20 protein-coding genes and 1 tRNA gene are annotated in these 18,857 nt (G+C 60.0%); 7 read left to right on the top strand and 14 right to left on the bottom strand.

The annotated features are described in order from the left end of the window. Positions 1-564: 564 nt before the first annotated feature. The gene (locus NKI39_RS26495) at positions 565-990 is read right to left on the bottom strand and encodes a hypothetical protein (protein WP_352578748.1); all 426 of its coding nucleotides are present in this window, start codon (positions 988-990) and stop codon (positions 565-567) included. Positions 991-1,494: 504 nt separating this feature from the next. Here NKI39_RS26495 and NKI39_RS26490 point away from each other — a divergent pair. Next, entirely contained in the window at positions 1,495-2,418 is a 924-nt protein-coding gene (locus NKI39_RS26490) for an HNH endonuclease (RefSeq protein ID WP_352835520.1), read from the top strand. 317 nt (positions 2,419-2,735) lie between these two features. On the opposite strand, the gene NKI39_RS26480 is transcribed toward NKI39_RS26490, so the two are convergent. Further along, complete coding sequence (locus NKI39_RS26480) at positions 2,736-3,023, bottom strand: Y4lK-related protein (RefSeq protein WP_352835517.1); 288 nt, start codon at positions 3,021-3,023, stop codon at positions 2,736-2,738. Between the two features lie 308 nt (positions 3,024-3,331). On the opposite strand from NKI39_RS26480, the gene NKI39_RS26475 reads away from it, so the two are divergent. Continuing rightward, on the top strand, positions 3,332-3,916 hold the full coding sequence (locus tag NKI39_RS26475; RefSeq protein WP_352700715.1) for a hypothetical protein: 585 nt from the start codon (positions 3,332-3,334) through the stop codon (positions 3,914-3,916). Between the two features lie 95 nt (positions 3,917-4,011). Beyond that, on the top strand, positions 4,012-4,521 hold the full coding sequence (locus NKI39_RS26470; RefSeq protein ID WP_352835514.1) for a hypothetical protein: 510 nt from the start codon (positions 4,012-4,014) through the stop codon (positions 4,519-4,521). Positions 4,522-4,648: 127 nt separating this feature from the next. Here NKI39_RS26470 and NKI39_RS26465 read toward each other — a convergent pair whose 3' ends face one another. Further along, on the bottom strand, positions 4,649-5,005 hold the full coding sequence (locus NKI39_RS26465) for a DUF2958 domain-containing protein (protein WP_352835512.1): 357 nt from the start codon (positions 5,003-5,005) through the stop codon (positions 4,649-4,651). A gap of 9 nt (positions 5,006-5,014) precedes the next feature. Next, positions 5,015-5,230, bottom strand: coding sequence for a hypothetical protein (locus NKI39_RS26460; protein WP_352835509.1), 216 nt, complete (start codon positions 5,228-5,230; stop codon positions 5,015-5,017). Between the two features lie 930 nt (positions 5,231-6,160). Between NKI39_RS26460 and NKI39_RS26455 the strand changes: the two genes are divergently transcribed. Beyond that, positions 6,161-7,033 (top strand): phage integrase N-terminal domain-containing protein, encoded by an 873-nt coding sequence (locus NKI39_RS26455; RefSeq protein ID WP_352835506.1) that lies wholly within the window; start codon positions 6,161-6,163, stop codon positions 7,031-7,033. Further along, the gene (locus NKI39_RS26450; protein ID WP_023721642.1) at positions 7,033-7,335 is read left to right on the top strand and encodes a type 2 periplasmic-binding domain-containing protein; all 303 of its coding nucleotides are present in this window, start codon (positions 7,033-7,035) and stop codon (positions 7,333-7,335) included. Before NKI39_RS26455 ends, NKI39_RS26450 begins: the two co-directional genes overlap by 1 nt. 238 nt (positions 7,336-7,573) lie before the next feature. Here NKI39_RS26450 and NKI39_RS26445 read toward each other — a convergent pair whose 3' ends face one another. Then, positions 7,574-8,104, bottom strand: a complete 531-nt coding sequence (locus tag NKI39_RS26445) for a hypothetical protein (RefSeq protein ID WP_023721641.1) — start codon at positions 8,102-8,104, stop codon at positions 7,574-7,576. A gap of 44 nt (positions 8,105-8,148) precedes the next feature. After that, positions 8,149-8,328: a hypothetical protein gene (locus NKI39_RS26440; protein WP_023721640.1), complete on the bottom strand. Its 180-nt coding sequence runs from the start codon at positions 8,326-8,328 to the stop codon at positions 8,149-8,151. 855 nt (positions 8,329-9,183) lie between these two features. Between NKI39_RS26440 and NKI39_RS26435 the strand changes: the two genes are divergently transcribed. Both NKI39_RS26435 and NKI39_RS26430 read left to right on the top strand, forming a co-directional pair. Next, complete coding sequence (locus NKI39_RS26435; protein WP_352835503.1) at positions 9,184-10,818, top strand: type IV secretory system conjugative DNA transfer family protein; 1,635 nt, start codon at positions 9,184-9,186, stop codon at positions 10,816-10,818. 8 nt (positions 10,819-10,826) lie between these two features. Next, positions 10,827-12,056, top strand: coding sequence for a M48 family metalloprotease (locus NKI39_RS26430; RefSeq protein WP_352835500.1), 1,230 nt, complete (start codon positions 10,827-10,829; stop codon positions 12,054-12,056). A gap of 11 nt (positions 12,057-12,067) precedes the next feature. On the opposite strand, the gene NKI39_RS26425 is transcribed toward NKI39_RS26430, so the two are convergent. The 8 genes from NKI39_RS26425 to NKI39_RS26390 all read right to left on the bottom strand — a co-directional run. Next, positions 12,068-12,529 carry a hypothetical protein gene (locus NKI39_RS26425; RefSeq protein WP_352835498.1) on the bottom strand — a complete coding sequence of 154 codons (462 nt, stop codon included), beginning with the start codon at positions 12,527-12,529 and terminating at the stop codon, positions 12,068-12,070. A 330-nt stretch (positions 12,530-12,859) separates the two neighbouring features. Beyond that, positions 12,860-13,954: a MobA/MobL family protein gene (locus NKI39_RS26420; protein ID WP_352835496.1), complete on the bottom strand. Its 1,095-nt coding sequence runs from the start codon at positions 13,952-13,954 to the stop codon at positions 12,860-12,862. A gap of 268 nt (positions 13,955-14,222) precedes the next feature. Continuing rightward, entirely contained in the window at positions 14,223-15,437 is a 1,215-nt protein-coding gene (locus NKI39_RS26415; protein ID WP_352835493.1) for a tyrosine-type recombinase/integrase, read from the bottom strand. 110 nt (positions 15,438-15,547) lie between these two features. Further along, positions 15,548-15,623: transfer RNA gene (locus NKI39_RS26410), tRNA-Trp, on the bottom strand. 77 nt (positions 15,624-15,700) lie between these two features. Further along, complete coding sequence (locus tag NKI39_RS26405) at positions 15,701-16,216, bottom strand: hypothetical protein (RefSeq protein WP_352835490.1); 516 nt, start codon at positions 16,214-16,216, stop codon at positions 15,701-15,703. Between the two features lie 131 nt (positions 16,217-16,347). Further along, positions 16,348-16,830, bottom strand: a complete 483-nt coding sequence (locus NKI39_RS26400; protein ID WP_352835487.1) for a group II truncated hemoglobin — start codon at positions 16,828-16,830, stop codon at positions 16,348-16,350. 96 nt (positions 16,831-16,926) lie between these two features. Then, positions 16,927-18,612: a COG3904 family protein gene (locus NKI39_RS26395; protein WP_352835485.1), complete on the bottom strand. Its 1,686-nt coding sequence runs from the start codon at positions 18,610-18,612 to the stop codon at positions 16,927-16,929. A gap of 159 nt (positions 18,613-18,771) precedes the next feature. After that, a partial coding sequence (locus tag NKI39_RS26390) for an EF-Tu C-terminal domain-related protein (RefSeq protein ID WP_502898581.1) occupies positions 18,772-18,857 on the bottom strand: 86 nt, incomplete at its 5' end.

Here is an 18,857-nt window from a genome sequence, read left to right as displayed (position 1 = left end):
ACATCCATATCGGCGCAGCCGTGCCGCGTAAGCGGCCACAACAAAAAGGGCGTACAAAGCGGAGTCGATGAAATGTCCGCAGGGCGGACAAGGGTCATTTCATCGGCGGAGCCGGTTCGTGACCCCGAGACCGGTTCAACAGGGCGGCCTAAGGAGGGTCAGCATAGCGCCGCCACAGGCGGGACGCGGGACTGACCGCCCCCGGCAAGGGATGCCATTCAGCTCAGACGACGTCGTGCCGTGGCATCGAGTCTTTCCCCGCTTAGAGGCGTGCCTCGGAGTTGCAGACAGAAATGGCTACGCGCAAAAAAAGACGCCCCGAACCAAGGTTCGGGGCGTCTGGTGGAGCCGGATCCTTTACGCGGATCCTCAGTAGCCAACGGGGGCCATAACAGAGCACCCCACAGCGGCACATACTGCGAGAATGGTGATCCCGAAGAGAGTCCCCTTCATGATCAGGATGAGCTTGCTCGGATCGAAGTAAGTTTCATTCATTTGGCAGTTCCTCCTTGCAGAAGAACTGGTACCAAAATATGGCACCATTTGTCAAATGGATTTTTGAAACTATCCGAGCGAATGCCTCATATCTGCCACAACAGGCTTGCGCTGCAGAATGGCAGAGGCGGTATCGAGCGTTGCCCGTGCCCGCGCTTCGACGTACTCAATAAGGTCAGGCGTCGGGATAACGTTCTTTCGACGTCTGTCCTTGGGATCGTCTTCGAAGGCGACGAAGCCCAGTCGTTCCGCTTCGGCCACGTACTTCTTGCAGGTGTCCAGATGGTCTGCAGGAACCATCCGGCAGGCTTGCGAGCGTGACACCGTCTTTCCATCGAGGTGACGCAGGTAGATATTCATCAGGAGACGCTCGATAAACGCGTGCAGCCGCTGGTCGTCGACATTGTCATGGAGCTCGGTGATAAAATCGCTGAACGTGACGATGTTGTGCCTCACTGCATCCAGGAGCTGGTCCCGGCTATAGTCATTGTTCATCCGAAAATCCTTCTCGCCGGTGGAATGGCATGGCGCTTTGGTACCATATAAGGGCACCAGTTATGGTATCATTACAGCGACACCCACAATTAATCGCAAAGTCGGCCACACAGGTCGTGATGCCGCCGAAACGCCGAAACGGTCATGTGTGATCTTTCGCGAAGTGCGTTATCTTATAACATTTAGGAAGATATTCCGCAAGAAGTTGACGTGGCAGCTGCCCCCGAAACTGAACCAGTCGCCGCAGGATCAGGCACGCCTACTGGCGCACCAACGGTACTTCGTCTACCGGTTCAGGTGGTAGAAGCGCAATCACTTCGACGCCTGCTCGGGCGTGTTGGGCAAGTTCGTTGGCGCGACCTACCACCGCCAATTGTCCGGCATACATCGTACTGCCGCGGAGCTTCGTCAAAGTCTTCACCGACAACCTCCGACGGCATGGGGCGCACAGGTCATTGTGTTCCCGATCTGTTCGGCGCGCAAGGGACGGTGTATCGTTCGCACATGGAATCATCCATCTCCCGGTCCCGCAGAACCGAAACGTCGCCGCAGCGTCCGATAACGCTCGACAACCGCACCTGCGTCTATTGCGGAGACGTGCTTTCACCCAGCACCATTTCACGTGAGCATGTAATCGGGCGCCGCTTCGTCCCCAAAGGCAAGCTAAACGGCCAATGGAACCTGATCCTCAATGCCTGCCAAGGCTGCAACGCGCGCAAGGCCGATCTTGAGGACGACATTTCCGCGATCACTCTCCAGCCCGATGCCTGGGGCCGCTATGCCCATGATGACATAGGCGCGATTGAGGACGCGCGTCGCAAGGCGAATAATGCCGGTAGTCGTCGCACTCGGAAGGCGGTCAAGGATAGCGGCGAAGAGATGAAGTTGGACGGGACCCTCGGGCCTGGGGTGGACATCTCGTTTCGATTTTCCGGTCCGCCGCAGATCGATGACAATCGCGCGTTTGAACTGGCCCGCTTGCACCTAACGGCGTTCTTCTACATGCAGACCTATAACCGCGAGACCCGTCGTGGAGGGTACTGGCTTCACGGCTATCATCCAGTCGCGACGGCTACCCGCAGCGATTGGGGCAACGCACTGATGACCGCATTCATGCGTACGGTCGAGCCTTGGGATTGTCGCGTGCTTGCGATCTCCGCTGACGGGTTCTTCAAACTTATCACGCGCAAGCATCCGACCGCTGAAACATGGGCCTGGGCCTTGGAATGGAACCGCAACCGCCGCTTAATCGGCTTCTTCGGTGAACTTGAGCCCGCGCAGGCAATCTTCGACAGTCTCCCGAGGCTGACAGCGCACACGGTCTACCAAGCTCCCAATGAGTCCCTCTCCTATCGGACTGACGTCGCGCTGAAAGAGGATGAGGACACCCTGTTCCTGGTCTTCGATACAACCGAAATACCCGAGTAGCATACATCACTACGATGCCGGCCCGGGAACTGCCATGGACCGCCCCCCTTTGGAGGCGGTCTGCCGGGGGGGCTTCCTGCGGCAGTCGATGCCTATTGCAGCAAATCGCTCCGAAGCTCCCCGTACCCGCTCGTCGCCAGCCACCGCGCCCGCGCCAGATGCGATGCCCAGGCCCGGCGTGCCCGTTCTGGCTGGCGCTCTGGGTCGATGTTCAAGAGGGCTCGTGCCACCTTGCGCCAGTCGACGCCCTTGGCCTCCGCGAATAGCAGGACTGCGTAGGTAGGGAAGTGCGCCTCGTCGTAAGGCGTGACCTCGGCCTAGTCGGGCGCCTCACTATCGATCCACATTTCCTCGTCCGGTGGAGGCGCGTCGATGTAGCGGCCAATCGAGGCCAGGTGCGCCACGATCTGGTAACGCAGGTGGTCGCGGCTGCCATAGCGCGCGTCGATGTCGGCGAGCTTCTTGTATAGCCCCCTGCGCTTGCCGCGCCGAACATCGGAATCGCCCATGGTGTAGTAAGCCGGCCCAACGGCGCAGATGTCGCAGCCGGTTGCGGCCACCTCCTGCACGAACGCCGGAATGTCCTCTTCTCGCATCCGCTTCATTTCAAAAGCCTCTTTGCATCACATGCCCTATGACGCCGCAACCCAGCCTTCCGCTTTATGTCGTGAACCCCTGGCCGCCTCGACGTTCCCAGTGTATCGGCAAGTGGCGCACTTTCAATAGGGTGCCAAAGGCTGCCCGCGGGCCTCGCCCGCAAAACCTGCATGCGGTGGGAAGTTACAGGAAATTGCTACCTACACGGCTTATCAAGCTGTTCCACTTACCATCGAGGACACCCGGGGTACCCAAGCTTGCGCAGCCACTATTTTGAGCCATATAACAGGGACAGATTCAGATCGAGGATTCTCGTTTGAAAACGAAAACGATCCATACCAGCCCCAAAAAGAAGTCCCGACTGGGCATCGATGAGAGCTTGGTCATAGAAGCCGTGGTCGATGGAAATAAGCTTGTGGATCAGTCAGGCAAGGTTGTCGGATGGCTTGACGAACGTAGAGGCAATTTCGTGAAAGGCTTTGGCGGCCAAAATGTTAGTCGAAAAGGCTCCGTTATTGTCACTGACGCTCGTGGAAAGAAGTTATCTGGAGCAGCAATCGAATCAACTGAATTATTTTTCCAGCCTTATGAATTGAGTTACAGTAAAGTTGTTACTCCTAAGAAGGGCCGACGCAGCCCTTCAAAAGGTTACATCGTCGCGCCCGACAAACCTGAAAGGGCAACGACTGTGCAACCCGATACCGTTTCACAACTTTCGCCAACCGATGCTATGCCTACGCATAACGTTGATATGAAAGCTCTTTTCTCCGAGATCGATAAGGTCAACTCGCCCAAAAAGCTCAAACAGCTCGCCGCCAAGACGGTAGAGAAATTTGATAAGGAGTGGGGCCTAAAGCCCCATCCAGAGGAAGAGTTCGTCACGTTTCGTAAATCTAAGTAGCCCTTCGGGGCTACTTTCGCGTTTGGGGGGGACTTTTGGAGGGTCGTTACATTACGGCCTATCACGGCACGACGTCGGATAGGGCAAGCGCCATTATGGCCGGTGATTTCCAGTTAATTCCTAGAGAAGGATCTTGGTTGGGAACCGGGTTCTACCTGTTTTATCGCGCTCCCGGACGCGCAGCGGAGTGGGCTCGAACAGTAGCCGACCGTCGCCGCAAAAAGGTTCCTGGCATCGCTCCGGCCGTCATCGAATGTGAAGTCGATCTCGCCGACACCATCAATTTGCTAGACGATACCGATGGTCATTGGGAAGCGCTAAAACGACTGGCTGCAGGCGCCATTGGTACGCCGCGCCAACTGGGGCCGTGGTCGATGGTATTTGATCCATCCAACCCTGAGCTTTACCGCAACTATGACGATAATGATCTCGTCAACGCCTATGTCGAGATCCTGAGCCAGCAGAGACCGGTTTCCAGCATCATAGCTGCGTTTATGGAAGGCGCTCCAGTCTTTGAAACGTCGTGGCTCTACGATCATTCCCACCTTTGCATCTCGGTACTCACCAAGAACGCAATCCGAAGCCGCAAACTCCTTGAGCTTTGAGTTTCCATCGATCATCGGAGCCCAGCCACCTTGCCCGTAGCGGGATTGGCGGTAGCCACGGTGGTGCGCCACAGCTTTCCACATTCAACGCCACCCCAAAGGATGGCGTTGAACACGGTGTCGATCGCTACACTTGGAGGCGGCCGAGTCGTCGTGCCTCCTCGGCATAAGCCGACAGAGGCTTGTCCGCCCGGAAATGCCGGTCACGCTCGACCGGCAAGCCAAGGCGCCCTCGCACCGACGCAAGTTCGGTCAGGCTGACGCTGCCAAGCTCGGGACATCCCAGCCCGAGGTCACAGAGACCGAAGGCGATATCCGGGTCTTCCGGATCGATCTCGGTGAGGAGCCAAGTCGCGCCGGCATCCGGCGTGAACAGTTTGACGACGGGAACAAAGTCGATTTCGCCGTCGGTGCCGCGAAGGGGTTGCTGCTGGCGACCATTCGCCAGCAGCTTCTCCCGCAGGTCTTGGGTCAGGATCTGCATGTCGGCCTCCTACTCATCGGCCTTCGGGGCGCGAAGGACGATACGTCCGTCGAGCGGCAGGGCGTCGAGGAGGAGCGTGCCGCCTTCGCCGTCGTCGTGGGCGAAGAAGGAGCCGATGCGGGTCCAGAAGCCCTTCTGGCCTTCCTTGCCGTCCCGCACGGTGTAGGCGTGATAGATCGGCATCTTGGGCTCGGACTTCGTTTCGGTGTTGCGTTTGATGGTCATGGTCTTTTCCTTTGGTTGATGGTTTCTGTCCCGGAGGACGGTTCCAAAGGAGACGGCGTGCAGGGCTGGCTTGTCCCCAACACGGGAGCGCAGCGAAGGAGCGGGCAGGAACGGGACAAGACGGCCGCGCCGGCTAGAAGAGAACAGTCATCAGCTCCGGACAGACCATCGACGGAAACGCCAGAGGCCAATCGCACGACACCGGACGCGACGAGCCAAATTCGATAACACGATCACGCTGCGGCGGCGGAGGCTGGAGGCCTGCCGGACGGGCCGCAGTCCTGGCTCCCGTATGCACAGACTGCGTAGGCGGCCACCGATCCGCCAAGCCCGGCCCACAAGGGCCACCGCTTGCCGCGCCGAACGCAATACGGGATCCGGGCCAATGCGGTTGGCCGGGAACACGGAGAAGCGTGACGAGCATGGTCGGGCATGGAATGTCCGACGATGCGGACGGCCGGCGGTCTGTCACTCGCCAATGTATTGGGGAGTGACAGACCGCCCCCAAACCCACGGTGGATGCCGGGTTCGCGCAAACGCCACCACATGACTCGCAAATGACGCTGCGCTTCGGTGATCATTTCCGGTGCAATGTGCTGGCCATTGATGGGCGACAGCGCCCACTATCCCGGCAGGCAAAAACTGCCTGATCCATCTCACCCGACCTTTTCCCCAACCAAAGGAGAGCAGAATGACTGCTTATCGCATACGTGCGCCGCCGCGGCGGCCACACCTCCGGTTTCGACCTCTCGGTAACCGGATGCCCAACAGGGCAAACCATATCGGCCAGCCACCCGGCTGGCTCGGGAGGCTCATACCGTAAGGAAAACTACGCATTCCGGCCCTGCCGCGAATGACCTTCGCGGGGTGTCACGCTCTACGGACGTGCATCGGCCATCAACACTCAGCCAAAAACAAAAAGCGAGCAAGATGGACGATCTGACCATGGATCTGGTGCGGCTGTGCCAACGCAACCGGGACGGCTCTTATGGCACTCAAAACAACCGCCGGCGCGGCCTGTCCGCAATGGCCAACGACCTCGTGGACCTCGGCTACAAGCTGCCGTCCGCGACTTCCCTCAAACCCAAGCATGTCGAGGCCCTTGTTGAACGATGGCTCGATACCGATACTTCGGATGCGAGTATCCGCAACCGCCTCACCTGGCTGCGCTGGTGGGCGGAGAAGGTCAACAAGGTCAACGTCGTCAACCGCGACAACGCCGCGTACGGCGTCGCCGAACGTGGCGAAGTCACCCGCAACCGCGCCCAGATGCTCGATCATGCCAAGCTCGGCACCATCGAATGCCCCTACATCAAGGCCTCGGTTCTCCTCCAGGTGGCCTTTGGCCTCAGGCGCGAGGAGGCCATGAAGTTCCAGCCGCAGGCGGCCATCCGTGCCGACCAGATCGCCTTGCAGGCGAGTTGGACGAAAGGGGGCCGGGCGCGGACCGTGCCCGTCACCACGCTGGAACAGCGGCAGGTCCTTGAACACATTATGCGCCTTGTCCCTGGCGGCGGGTCGCTGATTCCCGCGCAAATGACTTATGTCGAACACCTCAAGCGGTTCGAGTACCAGACGCTCAAGGCGGGGCTGCGCAATACCCACGGATTCCGCCACGCCTATGCCCAGCAACGCTATGCGGTGCTGACCGGCCAGTCCTGCCCGTTGGCAGGCGGCAAGCGCTGGGTTGACATGACCGGAAACGAACGTGCCGCCGACCGCGCGGCGCGCCACCGGATTTCCGCCGAGCTGGGCCATGGCCGCCTGAAGATCACCGACACTTATCTCGGGAGTGCCTTCTGATGAAACGCGCGGAAGGCAATGTCCTCATGGCCACCAATACGAGGACGAAATACGCTGAAAGGCTCTTCAAGCCCGCGACGATCGCGGCCGCCATCGATGAGGCCGCCTTCCAAGGCCATCGCCGCTACCGTGTGGTGCAGGAGTTTCCATTCGACCTTTCCGATACGGAGGCCGCCAAGGCGCTTGAGAAATGGCTCGATTCCGAGCAGTTCGAATACGTCTGGCGTCCGACCCGTCTCGAACAGGATGATTTCCGCCCGTCCATCGTGGCGGAATACCCGGAACTTGAGATTTCCTGGTGAACGCTGGAGGCGAGGCAGTTATGAAAACTAGCAAATGAGGCGTACGCCTGAAGAGGCAAAGGGATGTTCATCCCCGTCTTTTGTTTTGGCTTCGGTTCAGGAGGCAGTGGGCGGCAGTGCAGGCGCACGGCTTTGGCGGTGTTCGCCGCAGTCGTGCACTAACTCACGCAACACGTCGGCTCGACGCGCTGCATTGAGCGGTTGACGTCAATTCGCCCTGATAAGATAGAACGGATAGCTACAACTGGTCTGAAAATATTGGATATTTCAGAGCCCTAACAAAAAATTTGCCTCGTCCCGGCTCTTTTTTCATTTCTCTGCAGAGCACTTGGACATGTTCGATTTTCGTTGCGGAGTAGGCCTTGGTCTCAAACTGCATAATGGCTCGATAAAGGTAGGCGCATATATCAACCGCCACGTATTCGTGGCTGAACGAAACGATAAATTCAGTCAGACCTTTATCGATTCTCTGCGTTTCCATCGCTACATTGATTGAGCTGCCTTGCACAATCACCGTGTCAAACTTCGAAAGGAGGTGGCAGAGTTCCCCTAAGAACTCTTGACTGGTAATTCGATGCATCGGCTCGCTGACGAGGTAGCGCTTCCTTTGCAAAAGCTCTGTCCAAATCGAATGGACGTAACCAAGCTCAGGCCCAACGATAAGGCGGAGCCCAGTATTTTCTCGGATGTTTTCCAGAGTTCTTTGAAACTCGCTTTCAAAAAACGAGTAGTCGAGCAGCCGTCGGAAAAATTCGTATCGAGTTTTCATATGCTCCGCACCCCTCAAGGGGCGCGGAACATATCAAAGTCTAATCATTTGTGTAGCCGGAAAAGCGTTTGACGCAGCGAAATCTTTTCATGCGTCGACAGTTTGGTGGTTGGAAGTTCCACATCAAGCCGCTTCAACGTGTCATCAAACGACAACGTCTGCTTGTTCTTGCTCTTATTCTGAGGGGAAACGGATTTTTCGATGGTGCCAGGTTGTGTTGCCACTAATCTATTCCTTCATTCGATCAATGGGCAAGACGATTGCTCGTCCTGCCATGACGCAGTGACGAGCTCGACATTCGCTCAATCCGATGATAGGACATAATTCCCAGCCCGTAAACTACTACCCGAATACAAATCCGCAGCCTATTTAATGCATATTTTGGATAAGAAAAGTGGTGTTTTTTCGCAACACTTTCAATGTTTTTCCCAGAATGCGAGGAATTGCCCGGTGGATAAGTTGGTCGCTGTCGCCGCTTAGCATGAAACGGGTGACGCCAGAGCACACATGGTTGATCTAAACAACGGGAGGCGAGTCTAGCCCCCATCCGTGTCCCCAGACCAGTCTTGCGCTGCTGGAGGCAGGCGATATCTAGGGTCTCGAGCGTTGGCCATTTCTCGCAGGTCGGACTATCAGAAAGTACCTATGTCTTGAAAACACGGGCATTCGGCCACGGCTCTTCTGTGCCCACATCAAAAGCTCGGATCACCCGTCGGTTGTCACGGAATACCCTGAACCGGAGATTTCCTGGTGAAATGCCGGAAAAAAGGGCAGCTGAAGGAACAGTAATCAAGGCATCAAAGAACGGAAAACAAGGCGTTCGCCTGCTCAAGAGGCAAGGGGATGTTCATCCCCCTCTTTTGTTTCTTGCCTCCGCTTCCGGAGGCCTCTGGCACAGCAGTTCTGCTGTGTGATTGAAACACCGCATCCCGGCCCGTCAGCTTTCCACTCCGGCCCTTACCGTAGTCTCTTCACGAATCCGCTAGCGAATAGTCTGAAAATTCATTTCGCCCCTGCCAAAGGGGTTTATGCCAGCTGTTTCTTAGTGTTACATCGTCCCGTCTTGCGGGGGCTGGGGCATGCCGGATTGGTTCAAGGATTTCGATCCCTTGAAGGGAATGGAGCCGTTCGGATCGTCCCGCAAAGGGGCGACAGAAGGCCTGTCCACCGGGATTAAAATCGGCAGCGCCATCACCAACATGTTCGCCCAACGGCGGGCGCGCAAACAGATCGAAAACGAGCAGCGCGAGGAGCAGCGGCGCGTCGACGAGGGCATCGCCAATCCGCCGCCGCTGCATGGTTCGGCGCGCTGGGCGGATGCCTCTGATCTCCTGAAAGCCGACCTGCTGCACCCGACGGCGAAATTCGAGAGCCCTTCTTCCATTTTGATCGGGGCCTTCGAGGACCCCGCTCTCGGCGGCGCCGTCGTCGGCCAGATTCACTGGGATGGCGAAGGGCACCTCCTCACCGTGGCGCCGACACGCTCCGGCAAATCGACGACGACGATCATCCCCAACCTGGTCCGCTACAAGGGTTCATGCGTCGTGCTTGACCCCAAGGGCGAGCTCTACGCGCAAACGGCGGCCTGGCGCCGGCAGAACGTCGGGCCGGTTTACCGGATTGCACCGTTCCAGCCCGAAACCGATGCCTACAACCCGCTCGACGGCGTGGTCTCGTTTTCCGATGCGCAGGCGCTTGCCGACCTGATCATGCCGCCGGATCCGAACGCGCCGGACTTCTTCCGCAAGGATGCCATCGCCATCCTGACCGCCATCATCATGTTCGTCACCGAGGCAGCGCCGCCGGGCCATCGCAGCATGGCCGAGGTGCGGCGCATCACCGCCGCGCCGCTCGACCTCTTCACCGAGGCGATCAGGACCATGGCCGGCTCGCGCAACCATGCCATTGCGAATGCCGCCAACATTGTCCTCGGCAAGGACCGCAGCAGGGCCATTCCGGCGCTGCGGGATACCCTCAACACCGAGTTCGCCCTGTGGGACGACCCGGGACTCCACCGTGCGACCTCGGTGGCTTCGTTTGATTTCCGCGCGCTGAAGGATGCACCGGCGACCGTCTACATCACCGTGCCGTTCCACAAGATGTCCGCCTACGCCGCGTTCCTGAAGATCACGCTCACCACCGCCCTGGAAGCGATGCTCCAGAACGAAACCATCCCCGACATCCCGGTCCTCTTCATCCTCGACGAGTTCCTGAGCCTGGGGCCGTTCCCGCGCTTCCGCGACGCCATCCGCACGCATGCCGGCGCGGGCGTCCGCCTCTGGTTCTTCCTCCAGGACGTGCCCACGCTGGAAGAACATTATCCCGCCGGATGGAAGACGTTCTTCAACACATCGGTGAAAACGTTCTTCGGCACCGACGAACACTTTACCGCCTCGATGATCTCGGACTTCCTCGGCGACCAGACGCGCGGCTACCGCACGGCAGGGACCAGCAACAGCGCCTCGACCGGCCCGGTCTTCAGCGGCAATGGCGCAGGAACCGGCTCGGTCAATCACGGCATCGCCTATGCCGGCCGTCCCCTGCTGACGCCGGACGAAGTGACGGAACTGCTCAGTGGCTCCGCCGCGGACCAGACCCGCATCGGCCTGGTCTTTGCGCGGGGCGTCCGCCCGATCCGGGCCAAACTCGTGCCCTGGTATCTGGGGCAAGCCTGCCGTGGGCGCGTGACTCAACCAGCCAATCGCAGAACGTGAGGAGCGGTATGACCCTTGGTGCTTTCCTGGACGACGTTAAGCCCCTGGCTGCCAGGTATTTGACGGCCACGGCGCTGCGGCTCGGCTGGTACGCGATCAACAGCGGCCTTAGGCTTTACCCGAGCGTGGTTCTGCCGCTGCCACCCCACCTTTATTGGCCAGGCCTGTTCGTGCTGGTCGACCTGGGGCTTACGATCTGGCAGGTGGTGCTCCTCATCAAAGTCGTGAAAGCCGCCTTGATCCGCTATCAACCGAATACCGCCGCAACGCTCCACCTGACGACCGCGCCGGGTGAAACCCAGGAACGTGACCTGACCTCCTTAAGCCGGACCGTCGTCAGCACCCCGCTCGTGCTGGCGGGTACTGTGCTGTTTACCTGCGTCTTCATTCAATGGTTGATCATGGGCGGCCCGCTCGGTGTGCCCTTCGTGTCGATGCCGCTGGACAGCCCGGGATGGGTGATCGGCGGACTCTTGGCGGTTGCCGGCCTCGTCTACGGCAACAGGTTTACCGCCCGGGCCAAGGCCAGGGTCGGCAATTCGTTCGGGGTTGAGTACCTCCAGGCCAATCACCCGCTTGCGCAGCGTGTCGCCGGACATGCCGCGACGCTTGGCATCAAGCCGCCGGCCGTCGGCGTGGTGAATGTCACCAACGCCTTCGCCATGGGAACCCGCAAAGACGCGGCGGTCGTGATTGGCAAGCCCCTGTTGAACCTGCTGTCGCCGCAAGAGCTGGACGCGGTGATTGGCCACGAACTCGGGCACGTGGTCTACAACGACGTGGAACGGATGCAATTCGCGGAAGGGTTCCAGACCATGATGGGTCACGTGGCGAATTTCGGCACGATTATCGCGACGACAGTGGTGGCGCAGGCCACCAAAGACAAGCGCTATGGGCGCGATGTGACGGAGGTGACCGGCGCCATGGGAACGGCGGCCAGGCATACGCTTTTTGCCGGGTCCGAGCTTATGGTAAAGGGGCTGTCGCGCGCCCGTGAGTTCAAGGCCGATGCCATCGGTGCCAGCATTGCTTCACCGGAGGCGATGATTGGCGCTCTTGAGCGGGTCCATGGCATACCGGCCAAGCCGACCGGGGCCGAAAACAAATACGGCTACCTGATGTTTCGCGGCGGCAAAATGGGGGCTTTGTTCAGTACCCACCCGACGCTCAAACGCCGCACCGATGCCCTTCGCAGCGGCGCCCACCTGAAAATGCTTCCCGGGAAAAAGGCCGCCTGATCCTTGCAGGCTTAGCGATCTCGCTGCCATTCCGGGCTTAAGTCCCGCTCTTCCTCATGGCCACCGGAAGCAGTTGCGCCGGGTGACCGCTTGACCCACCATGGATCGGCGTCAGCCTGGATCTGACGTTGCATGCCATCGAAATGCGCCGGGTTAACAGCGCGCATCTCCTCCAACTGGTCGCGGAGCCCACGATACTCCTGGAACAAGGCCGGAAGCCGCAAGCTGGCGTCGATGGCCTGCTCCTTCCGGGTCCCGTCCCGGGGCATCTCGCCGAGCGAGAACAGATGGTTTTTCAGGATTTCGTACGAATGGGCATCGTTCAAGGCGAACTTGGTCCACTCGCCATAAGCGACATCGGGCTGCTCAAAGCAGCGCCCGAAGAGATCGGCGAACTGGCGGTTGAGCTGAACCATCCGCGTGGTCAGTTTCTGCATGTCTGCTTCCGGGTCGATCGAAAAATCCTTCGCCATCGCGATATCCTTTGACAGACTGTAGGAATAATGTCCTATTTTTCCTATGCGGCCCTATTGGATCAGAAGGTTAGACTACGAACTTGCTTTAGCAAAGCGGCGCCGCTGGCGCGATTGGCCAACATGGTTCTGGTTTCACCTGGTGAAACGACATTACTATGCCTGCCTGCTCTACCGTCGCCGCAAGCTCGGAACCTGTCGGGAAGGCTTGCCACCCAGCGCTACCGCGACCCGCGTGCGCCGCACCATGCTCGCGGAGGCGCTGCCTCCCAGGCATTTTCCAAAAGATACACTGCACTAGCGTTCCACGCATCCCGGCCGGGACGCCAGTCAGCGGGTCCGCCACCAGGGCTCGCGGTCCCGCTCAGGCGCGTCAGGTTCGGTTTCGGGTTGCCTTTGGTGTTCGGTATTGACCCACCACGCCCTGTCGTTCTCCGCAGTGAGTTCCTGGGCGTTCGGCAGCGGATAACGCCCAGCCGGTTGCTCGACCTCGGCAATCATCCTGTCCTGCGCCGCCTCCAGCTCATGCGAGGGTATCAGGTCACCCTCGGGACCTGGAACAGGCCGATCGCGCCCGGCAACCGGATCGCCCCGCTCATGATCGCGCGACTGCCAATAGAGCCAGAATTCGTCACGTTCGCGCTCACTCATGTCCGACGCCGGCTCGCGGGTTTCGGGCGGCCAGTCCCGCCTCAGGGACAGGTGGGGATACAGCTCGGCAAGCGGGTTCGGCATTCTCAGCTCCTGTCGGACCGTGGCGATACGTTCTACGTCAATCTGTGCCCGGCGAGCCCGTCGCGCCTGGCGATCGGCACCTACGTGCTGGCCCGCGCGCTGGGCCGAGCCGATCGCGGCATGGCTGCGGGAATCGATGCGGGCATCGAGGCCGGCGCTGGCAAAGCTGGCATTGGCGATCTTGGCCCACATGGCACGCGCGTCGGTGACGAAGCGAACCCCGTCGGCTTCACGGAGCTTTCCGGCGAAACCTCCCGCCGTGATCCGACGTGTTGTCAGCAGCAGGTGGGCATGCGGATTGGTGTTGCGGCCGTCCTCGTGGATCGCCAAATCCACGACATAACCCTGGCGCGTGTACGCGTCGGCCATGGCGCCAGTCAGCTCCAGCCAAATCGCCGGCGCGACTTCACGCGGCAGCGCAAACTCAATTTCCTTGGCGAGCCGCGCGTCCTTACGCTTCTCGGCGGCTTCGACGGCATTCCAAAGCTTGGCCCGCTCGCCCATCCAGACCGGAGCTCCAGCCGGCATCCGGATCTCGGCGTGAACAACGTCGCGCCGGCCGCCGAACGCGCTCTCGCGTTCTTCCGCGTCGTTCGGCAGCGTTTCGCCTGCCCGATAGGCGGCGGCAGCGACAACCGAACGGCCGTCACCGCGGCTGATGTTTTTGACGTGCAGATGAAAGATCGCCATTGGTCACCCGTCCATCCGCACTTTGTCGGGCCCCGGCGCACAGTCAAGTTGAAACGCGGCTCTCGATGCTGAGCGGGGTTCCAAGGGGCTTGCCCCTGGCGCACTTGCCGGTTTTCTCCGGGCCGCCCTCCCGCGCCCGGTCAGAAAACCGAGCAACGCATCGCTTCTCTGGCTCAATGCGTACACATTGGGCGATGCGTAAGTGCGCTGTACGCATTGCTATAAGCTCCCGGAAATCTTTCAAGCCTGCCCGGTCAAAGGAGGCACCTCAACTCTCAATCTGCTCCACCGTCTCGGGCTTGGCCCGCTGCGCAGGCTTGGGCTTGCGCACGTTTATGGCCGCTGCGTCGAGGCGGTTCTTGAGATGCACCGCATAGTGCTTCTCGATCATTTCGACGCTTGTCCGGCAGTTCTTGGCGATCTGGTAGATGTCGGCGCCCTCCAGCAATCGGAAACTGATGTAGCTGTGGCGGAGCGAGTACAGCGTCCGCCGCTTGCCCTCGCGGTCGGATTTGAGGCCGAGCTTATGGAGGATGCCGTTGAACTGCTTCTTGTGGTCAACCGGAAAGACCCGGTCGGTGGGCTTCGGCTTGTTGCGCGCCACCATCCGCTGGAAGGGGAATACGGCGCCGGACGTACTTTTGCAGTACCCTACCCCGCGCTTGCCGCGCACCTGGATTTCCAGGATCTTTTGGCCGCTCGCCTCGTCCTTGACGACCTCGACGTCCCGATATTCGAGCCAGGTGGCCTCGTCCGGTCGCAGGCCCGTGTTCGTCAGGAAGAGGATCTTGTCGTGGAGTTGTTCCGCCAGCCACACCCGCTTGGCCTGCTCGCCCTTCTTGGCTTTGTGGCTAACATCCCGCGCCTTCTGCGCGTGGGCTCGCGTCGCTTGGTACAGCTGTTTGTACTCCTCTGGCGTAAACCAAGCGCGGTGGACGACCTTCGCAGACTTTTTGTAAGGCTGGGAGATATCCGGCAGATGCGCCAGCCAGCGATGGCGCACAGCGGTTTTCAGGACCAGGCGCAAGGTCACGGTTTCATGGTGAAGGGTACTGCGTGAGGGGAGTTTCTTACCCTCCGCGGGTGTGAGCCGGGAGATGCGATAGTCCTGCACCGTGCCGGCTGTGATGGTCGAGAGGCCCATCTTGCCAAAGAACGGCACCAGATAGGTGCGAACGCGCCGGTAATGATCCTGGACCCAGCGCGCATTGCGCTCGCCCTCGGTCAGCACCTCGTATTCGGTGATGAACTGATCGGCGGCGTCTTTGAAGGTCTTCTCGGCCAGCAACTCGCCGCGCCGCCCCTTGTCCTTGAGCCCGAAATACCAGTCTTCGGCCCAGTCCTTGGCCCGCGCCAGGCTCTCTTCCTTGGTGCTGACCCGCCAGTTTTTGCCTTTGAGATACGTCGAACACTGCCAAATCGGGCTGTCGTTGCGCCGATAGACGTGAACTTTGCCTTCGAGAATCGTGTGCGCTTCGGCCACCGTCAGACACTCCCTGCGGACGTGCAAATTTGTGCAAGAGATGTGTAAGGCTAATTTCGGCGCTTCCGGCAATCAAGCGAATTTCTAAATGCTTGATTTTGTTGCCTGAATGGCACGGGCAGCAGGGCTCGAACCTACGACCTGCGGTTTTGGAGACCGCCGCTCTACCAACTGAGCTATGCCCGTATGCGCATGTCGGCGCAGCAGGCGCTTCCTAAAAGCTTCCGCGCGCTCTGTAAAGAGCGACGTGCGCTACCCGGCCTTCATCTTCGAAAGTCCAGGCGTCCTCCCGGCCATTTCCCGTCGATCCGTTGATTGCTGACGATTAAGCCGACCCAGGGACGCACGATTTTCGGGTCGGTCAGATTGACATTTTTTCCAACCAGCCCTTTCGCACCCTGGCGCCGCGCATCGATGAGCCCCTTGCGCACGCCATCATGCCAATCGAACAGCAGGTAAACCCTCTCTCCCGCCGTCTTCACCTCGCCCCGGCCGGACTTCCATTTATGCTTGCTATCGCCCGGGATCGTGGGATCGGCACCGCCGTTCCATCGGCTGGACCAGCTGCCTTCGATGGTGTCGTTGCGGTCGCGGTCGCGGTCGGTGCCCCATGCCTCTGCATTTTCATCGCTTGGAGTTCCCTCCAGTTTCAAGCCGGCGGCGAACGCCGACACCTCCTCGTCGTCGGGAGTGGGGACGTCCATGACGCCAAACGGATTTCGGATTCCGCGGTTGCTGTCAGAGACGCTGTCTGAATTTTTCTTGCCTTCCGATCTCATCGCAAAGCCTCCGGTTTTCAAATATGCCCCCGCCATTCGACGGCGACTTTAAGCCGTTAGCCTGGAGGACGGAGACCTTCATAGCCACCCGTTTTCCTGGCCGGCGGAGTTTTCGACCGATTCGTGCCCGGTCAGTCTCCCGAAGAGGGCTTGTAGGGGCCGCCCGGCACCCCCCAACCCCAGGCCGGCATTGGTTCGCTCTCGGGGTCGCAGGTCGGGCCCTTGTTGGAGTTCATCTTGGCCAGCCGCGATCCCCATTCGACATAGGCCATGAAGGCCGAGCGGAATTCGGGATCGTCAGGCAGCCCGACCTCGTCGGCGGCGTCGGCGAGAAGGTTGATCCAGCGCCGGCGCTGCTCCTCGGTCAGATGCTTGCCGAGATGGTGCATCACCATCTCGCGATGGCCGCCGTGCTTTTCGCTGTAGGTTTTCGGTCCACCAAAAATTTCGCCGATGAAAGCCGCGACGTGAGCGGGATGATCCGGCGACATGTGTTTGAACACCGGCCCGACGATGGGATCCCGAGAGACGTTGTCGTAGAAGGTTTGGGTCAGGCGGTTCAGCGCTTCGGTGCCGCCGGCCCATTCAAACAATGTCGGGACATCCTGGCCCATTCGCGATCCCTCCGATGCTGGTCTTCAACCGCGCTGGACGATAGCGGAAACATCGAGCGCCGCTCAACCTGCCTCGATGGCCAGTGCAAGGTTGCGCTAAAGCTTCGCCGGCGTCTCTGCCTCGGCGCTGGCGGACGGCAGAACGCGGCAGTTGTCGGGCTTCGGCGACGACTTGCAGATGGTGGCGCCCGTCAGCGCGTCCACCGATTGCGGCCCCGTCGTCAGTCCAACCTTCAGCATTAGGTCTGGTTCGAGCTGGCGCTCGACCGAGCGCTGCTCGAGCGCGGCGAACAGACCGGGACCAATCGCCATGTCCTCGAGATAGGTCTTAATTATCTGCTGCTGTCCCATCAGGTACATGCCGAGCCGCGCTTGCGGACCGACAAACCGTCTGACGCCGCCGGCAAGCATGAGCGCGCAGGCCGAATCGCATGCCGCTCCCGAATCGACGGTCAGGCCGGCATAGGCGCCCTCTTTAGCCAAGCAACTCCACTCTCCCGGGTCGCAGCCAACGAAATCGGTGCGGGCGACGGCGATGTCGAGCTTCTTTTCGTGGATAAGTCGCCCCACCGCCAGAGCACTGAACAGGTCGCCTCCTTGTGAGCTGACCACCACCGGCAGCCGTCGGTTGCCAAACATGGCGAGCAACTGGCGCAGCTTCTGCGGGGTCTGAGGCGCAATCGCGCCTTCGGCCGAGATCCATTCCGGGCAGTTGGGATTGCAAAGCGGGTTGCTGCCGCGGACCAGGACGAAGCGCATGTCTGCGACCTCCTTCGGCCGCGGGGTTTCGAGCCCTGCGGGTGCAGGCTCGGCTTTCGCCACCACTTTGCCGGCCGGCTTCGTGATATTCGCCGGCGCCGGCACCTCCCTGCAACTCGCCGGCAACGGATCGGACGTGCATAGGATTGGCGCGGTCAGCAGGTCGACGGCATCCCGGCTGGTGACGAGATTCATTTGCAGCATGTCGTAGGGAGCCAATTGCTGGATACCGCTGGCCGGTGTGCTTTTCATGGTCTCGAGCACACCCAGGCCGACGCCCATCTCCTTCAGATAGGCCGCCAGCTTCCGCTCCAGCGGCTTGTTCATCTCATAGGTCTTGTAGCTGCCGGCGTTCTTCCGGCTGACGACCTTGGTGCTGAGAATCTTCTTCTTGCCCTTCACCATGCGGTAGGTGGTGCGGTACAGCAATTTCGTCCGGATATAGGTCGTGGTGATCTGATGGACGCCGAGAAAGGCCCATTCGCCTACCACGCGCCGGATGCCGCCGGAAAACATCAACGGACAGGCGGAATTGCAGATGGCGCCATCGGCATAAGCATTGCCAAAATAACGGGCGCTCTTGCCGTCGTTTTCCTTGCAGTTCTTCACATCTGGCAGACAGCCGACGAAGCGGGTTTTGCCGACGGCGATATCGAGCTTGTTCTTGCGGATCAGGCGACCAAGTGTCAGCGCCGCTTCGACATTGCCGCCGGGGGAATCGACGACGATCGGCAGCTTTCGGCCGCCAAGCGCTTTCAGCGCGCGTTTGAACAGGGCCGGCGTGCCGGCTTCTATCGAGCCTTCCGCCGATATCCATTCCGGACAGGTCGGCTCGCAGCCCGGCGCGCTGCTGCGCACGACGACGAACCGCATCGTCGGGCCGAAATCCGGCGCGGATTTTTCCGGCGTGGATTTCTTTGCATCCGCTGCGAAGGCAGCGTGGCCCATGGCAAGCAACGACACCAGGCAGATCAGCCCTAGCGACCACCATGCCTGACTATGCAAACGGCGCCATGGAACCATTCGGGCAGCCCCCCTCGATGCAACCTATACTAGTTATGGCAGAGGCGCTTGCAACAGGATTTGAAGCAATGCGGTTAATCCATTGCCAGAATATCAGAATCAAAAGGGCGGCCCGAAGACCGCCCCTTTGCATCCGATCTCAACCGGCAGCGCCGGCGACTACTCTGTGATGGTGACGACGATGCCGGCACCGACGGTGCGGCCGCCTTCACGGATGGCGAAGCGCAGCTTCTCTTCCATGGCGA

The sequence above is a fragment of the Mesorhizobium sp. M0664 genome (genome assembly GCF_040320565.1).
Lineage (GTDB): Bacteria > Pseudomonadota > Alphaproteobacteria > Rhizobiales > Rhizobiaceae > Mesorhizobium.
Note: the sequence above shows the minus strand (reverse complement) of the source record. Positions and strands in the feature narration are given on the sequence as shown.

Bases quoted from the DNA above. Each gene is read 5' to 3' on its own strand.
- NKI39_RS26495 (WP_352578748.1), bottom strand. From the start codon at position 990: ATGAACAATGACTATAGCCGGGACCAGCTCCTGGATGCAGTGAGGCAC.
- NKI39_RS26490 (WP_352835520.1), top strand. From the start codon at position 1,495: ATGGAATCATCCATCTCCCGGTCCCGCAGAACCGAAACGTCGCCGCAG.
- NKI39_RS26480 (WP_352835517.1), bottom strand. From the start codon at position 3,023: ATGAAGCGGATGCGAGAAGAGGACATTCCGGCGTTCGTGCAGGAGGTG.
- NKI39_RS26470 (WP_352835514.1), top strand. From the start codon at position 4,012: ATGGCCGGTGATTTCCAGTTAATTCCTAGAGAAGGATCTTGGTTGGGA.
- NKI39_RS26465 (WP_352835512.1), bottom strand. From the start codon at position 5,005: ATGCAGATCCTGACCCAAGACCTGCGGGAGAAGCTGCTGGCGAATGGT.
- NKI39_RS26460 (WP_352835509.1), bottom strand. From the start codon at position 5,230: ATGACCATCAAACGCAACACCGAAACGAAGTCCGAGCCCAAGATGCCG.
- NKI39_RS26455 (WP_352835506.1), top strand. From the start codon at position 6,161: ATGGACGATCTGACCATGGATCTGGTGCGGCTGTGCCAACGCAACCGG.
- NKI39_RS26450 (WP_023721642.1), top strand. From the start codon at position 7,033: ATGAAACGCGCGGAAGGCAATGTCCTCATGGCCACCAATACGAGGACG.
- NKI39_RS26445 (WP_023721641.1), bottom strand. From the start codon at position 8,104: ATGAAAACTCGATACGAATTTTTCCGACGGCTGCTCGACTACTCGTTT.
- NKI39_RS26435 (WP_352835503.1), top strand. From the start codon at position 9,184: ATGCCGGATTGGTTCAAGGATTTCGATCCCTTGAAGGGAATGGAGCCG.
- NKI39_RS26430 (WP_352835500.1), top strand. From the start codon at position 10,827: ATGACCCTTGGTGCTTTCCTGGACGACGTTAAGCCCCTGGCTGCCAGG.
- NKI39_RS26425 (WP_352835498.1), bottom strand. From the start codon at position 12,529: ATGGCGAAGGATTTTTCGATCGACCCGGAAGCAGACATGCAGAAACTG.
- NKI39_RS26420 (WP_352835496.1), bottom strand. From the start codon at position 13,954: ATGGCGATCTTTCATCTGCACGTCAAAAACATCAGCCGCGGTGACGGC.
- NKI39_RS26405 (WP_352835490.1), bottom strand. From the start codon at position 16,216: ATGAGATCGGAAGGCAAGAAAAATTCAGACAGCGTCTCTGACAGCAAC.
- NKI39_RS26400 (WP_352835487.1), bottom strand. From the start codon at position 16,830: ATGGGCCAGGATGTCCCGACATTGTTTGAATGGGCCGGCGGCACCGAA.
- NKI39_RS26395 (WP_352835485.1), bottom strand. From the start codon at position 18,612: ATGGTTCCATGGCGCCGTTTGCATAGTCAGGCATGGTGGTCGCTAGGG.